8 protein-coding genes are annotated in these 14,190 nt (G+C 71.9%); 5 read left to right on the forward strand and 3 right to left on the reverse strand.

Going from position 1 to position 14,190, the window contains the following annotated elements; all coding sequences use genetic code 11:
- Window positions 1-29 precede the first annotated feature (29 nt).
- Window positions 30-2,774 carry a protein kinase domain-containing protein gene (locus WME79_RS26070; protein ID WP_437520144.1) on the reverse strand — a complete coding sequence of 915 codons (2,745 nt, stop codon included), beginning with the start codon at window positions 2,772-2,774 and terminating at the stop codon, window positions 30-32.
- Between the two features lie 189 nt (window positions 2,775-2,963).
- On the opposite strand from WME79_RS26070, the gene WME79_RS26075 reads away from it, so the two are divergent.
- Both WME79_RS26075 and WME79_RS26080 read left to right on the forward strand, forming a co-directional pair.
- Window positions 2,964-4,487 carry a serine/threonine-protein kinase gene (locus WME79_RS26075; RefSeq protein WP_437520146.1) on the forward strand — a complete coding sequence of 508 codons (1,524 nt, stop codon included), beginning with the start codon at window positions 2,964-2,966 and terminating at the stop codon, window positions 4,485-4,487.
- A gap of 336 nt (window positions 4,488-4,823) precedes the next feature.
- The gene (locus WME79_RS26080; protein WP_437520148.1) at window positions 4,824-5,309 is read left to right on the forward strand and encodes a hypothetical protein; all 486 of its coding nucleotides are present in this window, start codon (window positions 4,824-4,826) and stop codon (window positions 5,307-5,309) included.
- 67 nt (window positions 5,310-5,376) lie between these two features.
- Here WME79_RS26080 and WME79_RS26085 read toward each other — a convergent pair whose 3' ends face one another.
- Complete coding sequence (locus WME79_RS26085; RefSeq protein ID WP_437520150.1) at window positions 5,377-6,609, reverse strand: hypothetical protein; 1,233 nt, start codon at window positions 6,607-6,609, stop codon at window positions 5,377-5,379.
- A gap of 138 nt (window positions 6,610-6,747) precedes the next feature.
- Here WME79_RS26085 and WME79_RS26090 point away from each other — a divergent pair, with 138 nt between their 5' ends.
- The 3 genes from WME79_RS26090 (at window position 6,748) to WME79_RS26100 (ending at window position 13,169) form a co-directional block, all read left to right on the forward strand.
- Window positions 6,748-7,230 (forward strand): peroxiredoxin, encoded by a 483-nt coding sequence (locus WME79_RS26090; RefSeq protein ID WP_437520153.1) that lies wholly within the window; start codon window positions 6,748-6,750, stop codon window positions 7,228-7,230.
- 116 nt (window positions 7,231-7,346) lie between these two features.
- Window positions 7,347-9,356, forward strand: coding sequence for a DUF4139 domain-containing protein (locus WME79_RS26095; RefSeq protein ID WP_437520156.1), 2,010 nt, complete (start codon window positions 7,347-7,349; stop codon window positions 9,354-9,356).
- Between the two features lie 915 nt (window positions 9,357-10,271).
- On the forward strand, window positions 10,272-13,169 hold the full coding sequence (locus tag WME79_RS26100; protein ID WP_437520158.1) for a DNRLRE domain-containing protein: 2,898 nt from the start codon (window positions 10,272-10,274) through the stop codon (window positions 13,167-13,169).
- Window positions 13,170-13,218: 49 nt separating this feature from the next.
- Here the strand turns inward: WME79_RS26100 and WME79_RS26105 are convergent, their stop codons facing one another.
- The gene (locus tag WME79_RS26105; RefSeq protein ID WP_437520161.1) at window positions 13,219-14,181 is read right to left on the reverse strand and encodes a type 1 glutamine amidotransferase domain-containing protein; all 963 of its coding nucleotides are present in this window, start codon (window positions 14,179-14,181) and stop codon (window positions 13,219-13,221) included.
- Window positions 14,182-14,190 lie beyond the last annotated feature (9 nt).

Raw genomic sequence — 14,190 nt, forward strand, 5'->3', positions numbered from 1 at the left:
CGGCGGATTATCACGTCAATGTAAGATCATCAACCTTGGCCCCCTTGCGCTTCGTTCCGTTCACGCTCGGATTTGCGCTCCGGGGGGCGGCCTTGTCCTCCTCCGCCCCCGCCTTCCCGCGCGCGGTCCTGCGCAGGGCCGCGGGCGACGAGGCCCTCGTTGTCCGTGGGGGCGTCGCCGCCGCGCTCGGCGTGCTCGGCCAGCACCCGCTCGTCGGTCTCGCCCACCGAGCGCAGCCAGCGCGCGGCCCCCCGGTGGCCGGCGGCGCGATCGCCGTCCGTGAGCATCCCGTAGGCGGCGTCGCGCACCAGGGCGTGACGGAACGTGAGCTCGTCGTGCCCCGGGTAGCGCGACACGCCGCGCCGGGCGACGAGCTCCTCCGAGAGCAGGCTCTTCAGCCAGCGGTCGAGCGACTCGGCCGAGGTGCCGGCGCCGAGCAGCTGCCGCACGCCGTCCGGCCAGAAGCTGCCGCCGAACAGGCTCGCCGCCCGCAGCGTGCGCCGCGCCTCGGCCGGCAGCGCCTCGATGCGCGCGTGCATCAACGCCACGACCGTGGGCGGCATGTCGCTCCGGCCCTCCGCGCGCGCGCGCATGAGCTCCTCGAGGAAGAAGGGGTGGCCGTCCGCGTGCTCGACCAGCCGCGCCACCTCGGGCAGCGAGAGCTCCTCGCCGAACACGCTGCGGACGAGCCGCTCGGCCGCCCGCTGGCTGAGCGCGCCGAGCTTGATGTGCTGCACGCCGCGCGAGCCCCAGAGGCCGGGGAACGTCTCCATCACGCTGTGGCGCGCGAAGCCGAGCACGAGGAGCGGGCGATCCGAGAGCGCCTGGAGCGCCTCGTCCAGCACCGAGACCGAGGCGTGATCGCTCCAGTGCATGTCCTCGAGCACCACCACGACCGGCCCCTCGCCGCAGCGCGCGGCGAGCCACTCGAGCACGGCGCGGCGGGCTTGATCGCCCACGGCGACCGCGTCCCCGCGGGCGACGCGCAGCTCCAGATCGGGATCGTCGAACGGCGTGCCCGCGATCTCGCCGAGGTACCAGGCGACGCGCCGCGCATCGTCGGCCGGCGCGGGCACGGCCCGCGCGACGTGCTCGCGGATCTTGACGCGGCGCGCCTCGAGGGCCTCGCCGGGCAGGCAGCCGGCGGCCGCGAGGACGATCTCGCCCAGCATGCCGAACGGCGCGCCCGCGCCGAGGGGGTCGCCCCGCGCCACGTAGACCGACGCGCGCGCGTCGTGCTCGCGTACGGCGCGGACGAGCTCGCAGCGGAGGCGCGTCTTGCCGATGCCGGCCTCGCCGAGGACCAGCGCGGCGCGCGCCACGGGCTCGTCGGCGCTCTGCTCGAAGAGGCCGCGCAGCGTCGCGAGCTCGCGGTCGCGCCCGACGAACGAGGTGACGCGGCCGAAGAGCGTGCGCTCGGGCTCGGTGCCGTCGCGCTCACCCTTCAGCAGGAACGAGGGGCCGTCGCCGATCACCTCGAAGCGCGGCGCCGCGAGCCCCGCCGTGACCTCGTCGATGCGCACGTCGCCCTCGGCCTCGCGCAGGCGGGCGACCGCGCGGTCGATCACGTCGCCCGCGGGCAGGCGCTCGCCCACCTGCGCGCGGCCCGTGGCGAGCGCGACCGGGCGCCCGGGCAGGCGCGCCTTCAGCGCGAGCGCGCACTGCGCGGCGCGCGCCGCGAGGTCGAAGGCGGCCATCGTGCCGGCGCCGCCGCCGCGGCCGGAGAACACCTCGTCGGTCTGCGAGGACAGGAGCACCATGCGCGTGCCGGCCGGGAGCCGCACGCGCTCGCCGCCGAACGCCTCGGCGAGGTCCGCGACGATCCGCTCGACGCCGCGATCGCTCGCCGGCTCCGGGTCGGCGGCGCCCAGATCGACGAGGACGACGCTGATGAGCCGCCGCTCGTCGTCCGTGACCGACGCCGGCGCGCCGTCCGCGCCCGCGCTGGACGCGCGCGCGAGCAGGGCGCGCGCCTCCGCGAGCGCGGCCGCCGCAGCGCGGCCGTCGGCAGGGCGCGCCGCCGGGTCCTTCGCCAGGAGGCGCGCGGCGAGCTCGTCGATGAAGGGCGGCACGTCGGGGCGCCGCTCGACGAGGCGCGGCGCCTCCTCGAGGAGGATGCGGCACACCTCGGCGAGCGGGTCGTCGGCCGCGAAGGGGCGCTGCCCGGCGAGGCACTCGAAGAGCACGACGCCGAGCCCGAAGACGTCGGCGCGCGCGTCGACCTCGGTGTCGCCGCGTGCCTGCTCGGGCGCCACGTAGCCGAGCGAGCCGACGAGCGAGCTGGCCTCCGTGACGAGCGAGGTCGACGCCGCCGCCCGGGCGACGCCGAAGTCGAGCAGGACCACGCCGTCGACCCTGCCGTCGCGCAGGAGCACGTTGCTCGGCTTGAGATCGCGGTGCGTGATCCCGATCGCGTGGATGGCGGCGAGCGCCTCCGCGATCTGGTGCGCGACGAGCAGCGCGTCGGCCACGGGGAGCGCCCCGTCCTGGAGGCGCGCGTCGAGCGTGACGCCCTCGAGCCACTCCATGGCGAGCCACAGGGCGCCGTCGTCGCCCGTGCCGTGCGCGATGTGCTGCACGATGAGCGGGTGCTGCACCGCCTCGAGCATGCGCGCCTCGCGCCGGAAGCGGGCGGCGAGCTCCGGGGGCGCGACCTTGAGCGCGACGGGGCGCCCGGTCAGCTGGTCGATCGCCCGGTAGACCGTGCCCATCCCGCCGGCGCCGGCAAGGCGGTGCACCTCGAACCGGCCTGCGACCAGCGTGCCCTCGCGCATGGTGCCAGCTTATCCGAGAGCTCCCGTCAGGTGCGCGGCGCGAGCGCTCGGTGGTGACGGTTCAGGGTGTTTGTTGTACGCTGTGCGCGCCGACACGCGCCGACACGCGCCAACAACCAGAGCGCCGCGCCGCCCGCACAGGACGCCTCCCCAGGGCCGTCGGCTCGGCCGATCGAAGAGGGACCCCCGATGAACCCCGGACAGCAGGTGACGAGCACGCTCAGGCTGGCGCGCGAGCTCGGGAAGGGGGCGATGGGGAGCGTGTGGGTGGCCGATCACCTCGCGCTCGGGACGCAGGTGGCGGTGAAGTTCATGGCGCCGGCCTACGCGGACCAGACCGGCTTCGTGGAGCGCTTCCGGCGGGAGGCGATGGCGGCCGCGCAGATCAAGAGCCCGCACGTCGCGCAGGTCTTCGACCACGGGGTCACGCCGGACGGGGTGCCGTACATCGTGATGGAGCTGCTCGAGGGCGAGGACCTCAAGAGCCGCATGCAGCGGCTGGGCGCGCTGCCGCCCGTCGAGGTCACGGCGATCGTGTCGCAGACGGCCAAGGCGCTCGGCCGGGCGCACCAGGTCGGGATCGTCCACCGGGACATCAAGCCGGACAACATCTTCCTGCTCGACGTCGAGGGCGAGCTGTTCGTGAAGGTGCTCGATTTCGGGGTGGCCAAGCGGGTCCACGGCGAGCTCGGCATGACGTCGACCGGGAGCGTGCTGGGCACGCCGCTCTACATGAGCCCCGAGCAGCTGCTCAGCGCGAAGCACGTCGACTTCCGCGCGGATCTCTGGGGGCTCGCGGTGGTCGCCTACCACGCGCTCACCGAGCAGGTCCCGTTCCGGGGCGAGACGCTGGGCGCGCTGTCGGTGGTGCTCCACACCGGGATCTTCACGCCGCCGAGCGAGGTGAGGCCGGAGCTCTCTCCGGCGATCGACGCCTGGATGAAGAAGGCGCTGGCGCACGATCCCGCGGCGCGCTTCGCGTCGGCGCGGCAGATGGCGGAGGCGCTGGAGCGCGCGGTCCTCGGGATCGCGCGCACGGCGTTCACGACCGAGCCCTCGTCCGCGGGGGAGCGAGCCCACCACGGGAGCGCGTCGCAGCCGGTGCTGTTCGGGGAGCCGACGCCGCTGCCGCCGACGCCGAGCGCGCGGCTCTCGACGACCGGCACGCCGCCGTCGTCCGCGCCGGGCGCGCGGCTCTCGACGGACGGCGCGCCGGGGCGGACGCTCGCCGGCATGGCGACCTCGGGGACGGACGGGGCCCGGAGGTGGGCGCCGGCCATCCTGGCGGCCGCGCTCGCGTTCGGAGCGCTCGTGGCGGCGGTCGTCTTCCTGGCAACGAAGAAATCGCCCACGGCAGAGGTGACCCCCTCGTCGGAGGCTCCGGCCCAGCAGGCCGCGCCCGTCCCGGCGCAGCCGGTGGTGCCGGCGCCAGCGAGCGCTGCCGCACCGGTGCCAGCGAGCGCTGCCGCGCCGGTGCCGGCAGAGCCGGCGAGCGCGGCCCCCGCGGCCGAGAGCGCGCAGCCAGCGGCCACGGCGGCGACCGCGCAGCCGGCGGGCGCTGTCCGCACCGGCGCAGCAGGGAGGCCGGGTGCGACGGCGGCGCCGCGCGGCACCTCGGAGGGGCGCGGCCGCGCCACGCCACGGGACGCGTCGACGGGCCGCCCGACGGGGACGAAGCCGCCCGCGCCGGTCGAGGACACGATCGGCTTCTGACGCGGCCTCCGGCGTCATCGCGCTCCGGCCGCCCCGGGCGCCGATGAACGCGGCCTTCGGACGACCTGGTCAGACGGAGCCCGTTGAAATGGGGCGCTCGCGCCGCTCGACGGCAAAATATGGAATCACCCGCGCTGGCACGGGCGATGTCGACATCGGAAGGTGAGGCCCACGGGGCGCACTGCGACATCCCGCCTCGCTCCTCCAGCGGAAGGGGCACAGAAATCGGCGCGAACGCACCGAGGCGTGAGAATTTCGGATTGGCACAGAGCGTGCGGTATCCGTCGCCGGGGCCCAGAGCGGGGACGCGCTCAACGCGAAGGAGGTCTCTTCCACATGGAGAAGCTCGTAATTGGCCTGGTGCAGACGCACGACGAGGCGGAAGCCGCGGCGGAACGCATCATCGACTGCGGCTACACACGACAGGAGGTCAGCCTGCTGATGACCGAGGCGACACGCGACAGGTGCTTTCCGAGCCCGGACGTCGTGCCTCCGTCGAACACGTTCGGCGCCGCGGTCGCGATGAGCGTCGTGGTCCCCGACCTCGGGTTCGTGGTCGCCGGGCCGCTGGCCGCGGTCGTGGCCAGCGCGGTCGGCGCCGGGATCACGGGCGGCCTGCGCGAGATCCTCCTCACCGCAGGCGTCCCGAAGCACTGGGCGGAACGCTACGAGGCTGGCGTCCGGCAGGGCGGGATCCTCGTGAGCGTCTTCGCCCGAAGCGAGCGAGACGTCGGCCTGCTCCATCTGGTCCTGGACGACCCGCACATGACGTCGTTCCACACAGAAGCCCACCGGCACCACGCGTACGACACGTCGTTTTGAGCCGAGGCGCACGTCGCGAGGCAAAGCGCCTCACCCCGACAGGCGGATCACACGCCGGGGCGCGGGCTCAACCCCCGAGCGACCTCAGCCGCGCGCGCAGCATCAGCGCCCCGATGAGGTCTTCCTCCGCGTCGCTCCGGCGCGACCAGCCGAGCGAGAGGTAGCGCAGCAGCTCGCCGAACGTCGGTCCGGCCAGCGCCGCGCTCGTGCCGCCGCGGACGACCCAGAGCCGCTCGCCGTCGGCCCCGAGCGCGACGACCGCGCGCTCGGGTCGAGCCGCCGCGCCGCCGCCGAGCGCCGAGCCCGAGAGCCGCGCGATCGGGTAGAGCTGTCGCGCCGCCGCCGCCTCCCAGCCCGGCTCGCGGTCGTGGCCGAGGAGCTCGCCCTCGCGGAGGAAGCGCAGCGTGCCCTCGATGGAGCCGATCGCGAGCTCGCGGAAGAGGTCCTCCGGATCCGCCGGATCGGCCCAGTCGTACGCGCGCATGAACGCCGCATACGTCGCCGGCGGGGCGACGCCGCGGACGGGCGGCGGGGACGCGGGCGCGCCGCGGCCGTCTTCGCGCCGGAGCACCCGGTTGAGCCGCGCGACCTCGTCGGCGATCGACCCCGGCCCCGGCGCGACGAGGTGCACCTGAACGCGGCGCTCGGGCGCGAAGAGGCCGCTCATGAGCGCGCCCAGCACCGGGGCGCCCAGCTCGGCCGCGAGGAACGTCGAGCCGCGGTGCGGCCGGATCGCCCCGTCCATGGCCTCGCGCTCCTCCGCCGTGGTCGCGCCCTCCGGCACGTCGACGTCGACCTCGACGATGTCGCTCCGGTCGGGCGCCTCCACGCCGGCCTCGACGCCCTCGTCCCCTTCCCTCACGAAATGGCGGACAAACCCGCTCGCCTCGAAGCGCCAGCCGTCGTCGTGGAGGACGTCCTCCGAGAACACGAGCGCGAAGACCGTCGCGCCGGGGTGGCCGAGCTCGGCGGCCGCGTCGAGCACGGCGACGGGCGGAGAGAGCTCGTCCTCGAAGAGCTCGGCGAGGTGGTCGAGCTCGTCATCCCCGGCGCCAGCGGGCTCGCCGCTCGAGTAGAACGCGGCGGCGTGCCCGGGCAGGCCGGGGAGCGGCGCGATGAACAGGCGCGGCGAGGCGACGTCCCAGCCACCGAGCGCCACGGCAAAGCCCTGGGACAGCGCGCGGTCCGGGATCTCGGCGGGTCGAAAGATCAACGCAGCGAACGTGGTGGCCATGGGGCGCTCAGGGTAACCCGATCTCCAGCCCGCGGCCGGCGTCTGTCGCGCCCAGCGCGCCTTCATGACCGCTTCCTCAAGTTCTTCCTGATCCGGGGCGCAGGAGGCCGCCACGGCAGGCGATCCCGCGGCGGCCAGCCGGCGAGCCGCCGCGCTCCGCTGGGGCCTTGGACGCGGCGCGGCGCATCGGGTAGAGGAGACACCATGCTCGGAAAATCCACCCTGTCCGTCGGTGAGACAGCCCCTGATTTCAGCCTGCAATCGCAGAAGCGGGAGACGGTCAACCTCTCCGACTTCCGGGGCAAGAAGACGGTTGTCCTGTTCTTCTATCCCAAGGACGACACCCCTGGATGCACGGCGGAGTCGTGCGCGTTCCGCGACCATTACGATGCGTTCGCGGAGGCGGGCGCCGAGGTCCTCGGCGTCAGCGCCGACTCGGCGGGGTCTCACCAGCAATTCGCTGACAAATACCGCCTGCCCATGACGCTGCTCAGCGACCCTGGCGGGGAGACCGCCGCGCGCTACGGCGTCAAGTCGCTCTTTGGCCTCCTCCCGGGCCGCGTGACGTTCGTCATCGATCGCGACGGCATTGTGCGACATGCCTTCTCCTCCCAGCTCCGCGCGACCCGCCACGTCGACGAGGCGCTCGCGGTCGTGAAGCAGCTCGAGGCCTCGCGGCGCGGCTGACGCGCGGCGCCGCGCCCCATCTCCCGGCCAGCCACCGTCGTTGACGCCCTCCGGAGGGGCGTTATGGACACCCCCAGGGCGGGGCCATCGCACGCCTCCGCCAGGGGGAGGCGACGATGAACCATGGATTGAGGACCACAGCGACGCTGAGGGCCGCCGCGATGGATCCGGCCCGATCGGGGGCCGCGTCGGACACGCTGCTGCTCCGCCGGGTGGTGCTCTCGACGGGCGGCGTCGGGTATTTCGAGCATGAGGCGCGCGTGCGCGGCGACGCCGAGCTCCGGCTCGAGGTGCGGCTGGATCAGGTCGACGATGTATTGAAGAGCATCGTGGTCTATGACGATCGCGGCGTGATAGGGAATATCACGCTTCCCGGGAGGGAGCCGCTGCGCGACCTGTTCCGCGAGCTGCCGTTCGACGAGGGCGCGCTCGAGTCCGAGGCCGCCCTGCTGAACGCGCTCCGCGGCGCCGAGGTGCGGACGCGAGGGGTGCAAGGGGCCATCACCGGGCGGATCGTCGCGGTCACCACGGCGCAGGCGGCGCTGCCGCACGGCGGCTCGGAGGACCGGCACCGCCTCGCGGTGATGTCGGAGGGCGCGCTGAAGCAGGTCGTCCTGGAGGAGCTCGAGAGCGTGGAGCTCGTCGAGGAGCGCCTGCGGCAGCAGGTCGGCGCGGCGCTGGTCGGGCTCTCGAGCCGGCGGGAGCGCAACCGCCGCGAGCTCGTCGTGCGCACGGCCGGCGAGGGCGAGCGGGTGGTCCGTGTGGCCTACGTCATCGAGGTGCCGCTCTGGAAGACGTCGTATCGGCTCACGGTGCCGGAGGACGCGCAGGCGAAGACCGGGGCGCTCGCCGGGTGGGCCGTCGTCGAGAACCAGAGCGGCAGCGACTGGCAGAACGTGGATTTCACCCTGGTGTCGGGAGACCCCGTGACGTTCCGCCAGGCGCTCTACGAGATCTATTATGTGGCTCGGCCGGAGGTGCCCGTCGACGTCGCCGAGCGCGTGCTGCCGCGGCTCGACGAGGGCGCCGCGGGGCTCGCGGCCAGGGCGGCGCGGCGCATGGGCTACCGCGCCGGCGGGGGCGCCGACGAGGCCCGCGCGCCCGCCGCGGCGGTCACCGTGCCCTCCGAGAAGGTCGAGCCGGAGCCCGCGGAGGCGGCGACGCAGGTCGTGTTCCACTTCCCGGCGCCGCTCACGATCGCGAGCGGGCAGACGGCGCTCCTCCCGATCATCCAGCGCGAGATCCCGGCAGAGCGGCTGTGGCTCTATCAGCCGGAGGCGAGCGCGCGCAGCCCGCTCGCCTCGGTCCGCCTGAGGAACGACGGCGACACGACCCTGCCGCCCGGCGCGATCACGGTCTACGAGCGCTCGGGCCGGGGGGTCGTCACCTACGTGGGCGACGCGCGCCTCTCGCCGCTGCCGCCGGGCGAGTCGCGGATCGTGAGCTTCGCCGTGGACCGGAAGGTGCGAATCGACCGCGAGGAGCGGGGCGAGGAGGTGTTCTCGCGCGCCAAGATCCAGGGCGGCATGCTCGAGATCGTCAGGACCGCCCGCAAGGTGACGGTCTACACGATCGTGGGCGCGGCGCGCGAGCCGCGCGTCCTGCTCATCGAGCACCCGCGCATCGCCGGCTGGGACCTCGCCGAGCCGAGGGAAGGCGTCGAGACGACCAGCGACCGCTACCGCGTCCGGCGCGAGGTCGCCGCGGGCGAGACGGCGCGCGTGACCGTGGCGCTGGAGCAGCCCATCTCGCACACGGTGGCGCTCACGAGCCTCTCCAGCGAGCAGATCGAGGTGTACCTGTCGTCGCGCGAGATCCCCGAGGCGCTGCGCGCGGCGCTCGCGCGGCTCGCGGAGCTCAAGGCCGCGGTCGCCGAGAGGCAGCGCGCGCTCTCGGCCCTCAAGTCCGAGATCGAGGCGCTGCGCGCCGAGCAGGCGCGCGTGCGCGACAACCTCAAGGTCGTGCCCCCGGGGAGCGCGCTCCATGAGCGCTACCTCAAGACGCTGGGCGAGCAGGAAGACCGGATCGCGGCGGTGGCAGCGAAGCTCCCGGGCGCGCGGGAGGCGGTGGCCAGCGCGGAGCGGGCGCTCGCCGAGTACGTGCGCGGCCTGTCGCTCACGACGTAGCGCCAAGCGGAGGCCGCGCGCGGGCCGCCCACGAGCACTCCCGTCATTGTCCAGCTCCAGCGCCCACCACATGCGTCCTTGCGGGAGCCGCCGCCGAGCCAGCCAATGCGGGGTCAGGTAGATAACGTTCGTTGGCTGGCATGGATAACCCAGTCGCGCTGGGTGTTCACCAACATTTCTGTGGATTTCGTCTGCATTCATACATTCAAGCGAGCAAACGATCGCTTCTCTATACCTTACTTCACATCAGCGGGCGGGCTGAGCGCTTCAGTCCTGCATCAAAAATTTGCAACCTTGATGTGAAGAACGACCGAAGTATGCGACCTAATTGGGCGATCGTTTGAGCTTCGAAAGTAATTCGTCTTGACCGGACGTATCGATCCGGGAATAAGTCGATTGACGAGAGCGCCGGTATCCGCGCCCTCTGGTGCTGGATGGTCTGCACCGATGGTTCGCGGCGCGAAGGCACGCAGCGGGAGGCTCCTCTTCGGCCCCCTGGTGCTTTCGCCCGTCACGGTCCTGTCCACCACAGCGGTTCGACGACGCCGGGGAGGAAAAGCCATGCATTCGATTTCTCGAGGCTTTGGGTCGCGGTCGTTTGCCGCCGAGAAGCTCATCACCTCGCTCGTGGTGATGTCGATCGTTGAGCGCCGCTCGATAAGGACGTGACTGCGGAGGAGCCGCCCAGGCTCCGATTCGAAGTCAGTCGCTGAACGGGTAACCCCAACAGACGAAGCAAGTCTGCGACGGGGCACGTGTGTGCCTTCAGTCAAAGGAGACTCAATGCGTAGAATCAGTCACTTCCTTCCCTTGGCCTTCTTGGCCGGAACCTCCGGCCTGCTCGGCTGCTTGGGCGACCCCGATTCGGACGAGCTGGCTGAACCGGCTGAAGAAGACGTAGGCGCTAGCGAGGAAATGCTGGTAGCGCGCCCCGCCGCGCGGCTCGTTTTGACCGACTCCGTCGTCGCGCGACTGAAGGCGCGCGCCGCGGCTGGCGACGCCGCCTGGACGGCGTTGAAGAAGCGCTGCGACGATTACACGACCGGCACGATGTACCCGCCGAACGGCAGTACCTACCCGGGCTACCCGAACGTCGGGCAAGGCTATCAAGGTGACGAGTATCCGCCGGTCGTGCGCGCGCTGGGCATCTGCTATCGCGTGACGACCGACACGGCCGCGCAGGCTCGCTACGGCGAGGCCGGCGTTCGCCTGCTGGAGGCCATGAGCACCCCGGTCGCGTCCGGGGGGCAGCAGCCGTCGACGGACCAGGGTTATGGCATCCGAAACTACGTGGTCGGTATGGCGTTCGGCTACGACTGGCTCTACCCGGCGCTGCCGGCCGCGACCAAGACGCGCCTCGTAGATTCGATGAACGCGTGGATCGATTGGTACGACCAGAGCGGGTTGATCAAGAACGACCCGATCGGCAACTACTTCGCCGGCTACTACCTGGCCAAGACCACGGCGGCGCTGGCGACCGAGGGCGAGAACGCCAAGGCCAGCGCGTACTGGAACGACGTCGTGACGCGCATGTGGGGACAGCTCGTGAAGCCGAAGTTCACGAGCATGATGGGCGGCGGAGGCTGGCCGGAGGGCTGGGGCTACGGCGGCAGGGCCGTCTTGTACATGGTCGAGGCGCTGTGGGCGACCAAGACGGCGACCGGCCTCGACTGGTGGAAGGAGCTGCCGCTGGCCCGCGAGGAGGCGACCTATGCTCGGTACTTCGCGTGGCCTTCACTCAAGCACATGGACGACCAGGGCACGATTCGCGCGGGCATCGACATGCGTCCTTCTGCGGCGCTGTTCCTCGGTCTGGCGACCATGCTCGAGCAGCAGGGTGACACCTCGGCCGCCGTCGCGCGCGGCTTCGCCGCCGACGTGATCGCGGCAGCAGGCGACGACTCGGCGCCGTGGTCCAAGTTCTTGTACGGCGATACGGGCGCCGCCAAGAGCGGGTACCAGTCGAGCAGCTTGTCGTACTTCGCGGCCGGCCCTGGCCACGTCGTCATGCGCTCGTCCTGGGACAAGACGGCCGTGTGGGGGGCGCTGTCTGGCGGCGCGTACATCAACGCCGCCTACTCCGGTGAGCAGATGTTCAACGCCGGCGGTCTGAGCGTGGTGGTCGGCGATCAGCCGGTGCTGATGAACGCTACCGGCTGGCTGCCCCAGAACTGCGGCAACACCTGCGAGACCATGGTGAACGACGACAGCTACGGCAAGAGCCAGCGCCGGCTGTACAATACCTTCTTCGTCGACGACGCCACGAACCGGTACAACCCCGGACAAAATGCGCTCTCGCCCGTCGACTCGAACGCCCATGTAGAGCGGTACGAGGACCGCGGCGCGTTCGTGCGCGCGCGCGCCACGGGCCTCGGAGACCAGTACGGCAGCCCCACGGCCAAGCCGGTCTCGCAGTTCACGCGCGACGTGGTGTTCTTCCGTCCAGGCAGCTTCGTGCTGTTCGACCGCACGACGGTGGCGAAGGCCAGCGCGGACCAGTGGATGAGCTTTCACACACCCGTGGCGCCGCGTCAGGTGACCACCGACGATGCGACACAGAAGCGCTTCGACGTCGTGGTGGGTACCACGCTGGTTGGAAGCGTGCGCACGCTGCTGCCGAAGAGCGCGAGCACGACGACGACGACTCTGCCGGCTTCGATGGCGCGGATCGAGGTGCACGCTCCGGTGCGTGCGGCGGCGCAGCAGTGGCTGACCGTCGTCTCGGCGGGCGCGACGCTCGGCGAGCAAACGCGACTGTCGTCTGCGGACGGCAACGTCATCGCCGGCGACGTGGTGGGCGTCGAGCTTTCGGCGCCGCAGAATCAGGTCGTGCTGTTCTCGGCCGATCAGGCCGCGACCGGCACCGTGTCGAGCGCGGAGTACCTGGTCTCGCAAACGGCAGCCGAGCACGTGCTGGTCGACGTTGCGCCCTCGAGCTCCGGATATGCGGTCACGGCCGTCGCCTCCGGCGGAAAGTGGCGCATCCGCGTGAGCGCGGGCGGCGCGCTGCAGGTGTCGGGCGCCAGCAGGACCTTGAGCTTCAAGGTCAGCGCCACCGGCGCTGTCACGGCGGGCTCCTCGACGCCTCCGACGTCGACGCCGACCACACCGACGACGCCCACCGAGCCGACGCCGACGACGCCCACCGAGCCGACGCCGACGACGCCCACCGAGCCGACACCGACGGCGCCCACCGAGCCGACGCCGACGACGCCCAGCGGGACAGCGCAGACTCTGACCTTCACTCAGGGCGTCAATGGCTATACCGGCGTGCAAGATCTGAGCATCTCCAGCCTGAATTACTCGTCCAGCAACCCTGTCGGTACGGTCTACAGGACCAACGACGTGCTTCTCGCCGACACGCGCAGACGCATCACCAAGGCGCTCATTCGTTTCGACGTATCGCAGATCCCCACCACCGCCACGGTGACGGCCGCCACGCTCGACGTGACCTTCGAGAGCTGGGTTGGGCCGCAAACCCTGAACGGCAACTTCATGAAGACGCCGTGGAGCTACAGCTCCGCGACGCTGGGCTTTACCAGCGGGGGCGCGGGCAGCAACTGGACCGCGCCGGGCATCGGCTCGGGCGACGTGCAGGGACCGACCTTTCAGTTCCTGAACATCGACGCCAGCGGCTATCAGCGCAGATCGATCGCGCTCGACCCCGGCAGCGTGCAGAGGTGGGTCCGGAGCAGCGCCGCCAATCAAGGCCTCGTGCTCGCCAACTCCGCGACCGGCAAGGATCTGCGCATCTGCTCGAGCGAGGTGTCCAATGCCGCGAGGCGTCCGACGCTCTCGGTGACCTTCCAATAGCACCGCGCAGTCGAGCACAGGGGTGAGCCGTGCGAAGATCGCATCTGGACTAGATACGTTCTGGCTCCGCGCAGCGGGCGCCGCGCCGATAGTCGGTCAGGGCCTCCAGATAGAGCGCGCTGAACCGATCGGTGGAGAAGGGATTCTGGCTGGTCACGAGGTTGCAATCCCGCTGCGCGTGGGCCCTCCCCGGGAATGCGGCCTCGTGCTCGTAGCCGTGGTCCTCGAGCTGCTCGCCGATGCCCCGCACCTGGGCGTCGGCCCCCATCACGAAGGTCTCGATATAAAACTCCTCGAATGACGAGACGGACGTCACCGTCCGACCGCTGAGCGGGTTCGGCTGCCGCATGCGGGTGAGCACCGCCGGCGCGTGGCAGATGAGCCCCACGGGCTGGTGTTTCGCGCCAAAGTGAGCGAGCAGCGCGTGCAGGTCCGCGTTGTCGAGCAGGTCGACCATCACGCCCTGTCCGCCCGGAACGACGATGCCGTCGAACGAGTCGGCCGCGGCGCGCGCCGCCTTCAGGCTGAGCGGCGCGCGGACCTCCGGGGCGCGCTCGACGAAGCGCTGCGCTTGCGCGCGCCGCGCTCCGTCTCCCCAGTACCGCTCATCGAGGCTCTCCGGGTCGATCGCCGGGGCGGCGCCTCCGTCGGTCGCGAACACGACCTCGTGCCCCGCGCCGGTGAGGGCCAGGTACGGCTCGTAGAACTCGCCGAGGAAGGTGCCGGTCGCGCGCTTCGAGCTGTCGGCGAGCGTCTGCTCTCGCGCGGCGCTGAGGACGAACAGGATCTTCCCTCTGGGTTTCTCTTCCACCGGTCGCTCGGGGAACACCGGGTGGAGCCTCGGCGCCGCCGCGCCGCACGCGACCAGCGCCGAGCCGACGAGCAGGACCGCGAGGCCCGCGATCAGCGCCGTCCTTCGGACCGCGCCCCGCGGCGCTCTGCGGCGCCCTGGGCCGCGGGTGGGTTCCGTTGCTGTGCGCTCGCCGTCTCGCTTCGTTCGTTCCGTCGTCATGCGGGAGAT

The sequence above is a fragment of the Sorangium sp. So ce726 genome (assembly GCF_051521405.1).
Classification (GTDB): Bacteria; Myxococcota_A; Polyangia; order Polyangiales; family Polyangiaceae; genus Sorangium.

Excerpts from the sequence above, each read along its gene's own strand:
- WME79_RS26070 (WP_437520144.1), bottom strand. The coding sequence starts at position 2,774 with ATGCGCGAGGGCACGCTGGTCGCAGGCCGGTTCGAGGTGCACCGCCTT.
- WME79_RS26075 (WP_437520146.1), top strand. The coding sequence starts at position 2,964 with ATGAACCCCGGACAGCAGGTGACGAGCACGCTCAGGCTGGCGCGCGAG.
- WME79_RS26080 (WP_437520148.1), top strand. The coding sequence starts at position 4,824 with ATGGAGAAGCTCGTAATTGGCCTGGTGCAGACGCACGACGAGGCGGAA.
- WME79_RS26085 (WP_437520150.1), bottom strand. The coding sequence starts at position 6,609 with ATGAAGGCGCGCTGGGCGCGACAGACGCCGGCCGCGGGCTGGAGATCG.
- WME79_RS26090 (WP_437520153.1), top strand. The coding sequence starts at position 6,748 with ATGCTCGGAAAATCCACCCTGTCCGTCGGTGAGACAGCCCCTGATTTC.
- WME79_RS26095 (WP_437520156.1), top strand. The coding sequence starts at position 7,347 with ATGAACCATGGATTGAGGACCACAGCGACGCTGAGGGCCGCCGCGATG.
- WME79_RS26100 (WP_437520158.1), top strand. The coding sequence starts at position 10,272 with ATGCTGGTAGCGCGCCCCGCCGCGCGGCTCGTTTTGACCGACTCCGTC.
- WME79_RS26105 (WP_437520161.1), bottom strand. The coding sequence starts at position 14,181 with ATGACGACGGAACGAACGAAGCGAGACGGCGAGCGCACAGCAACGGAA.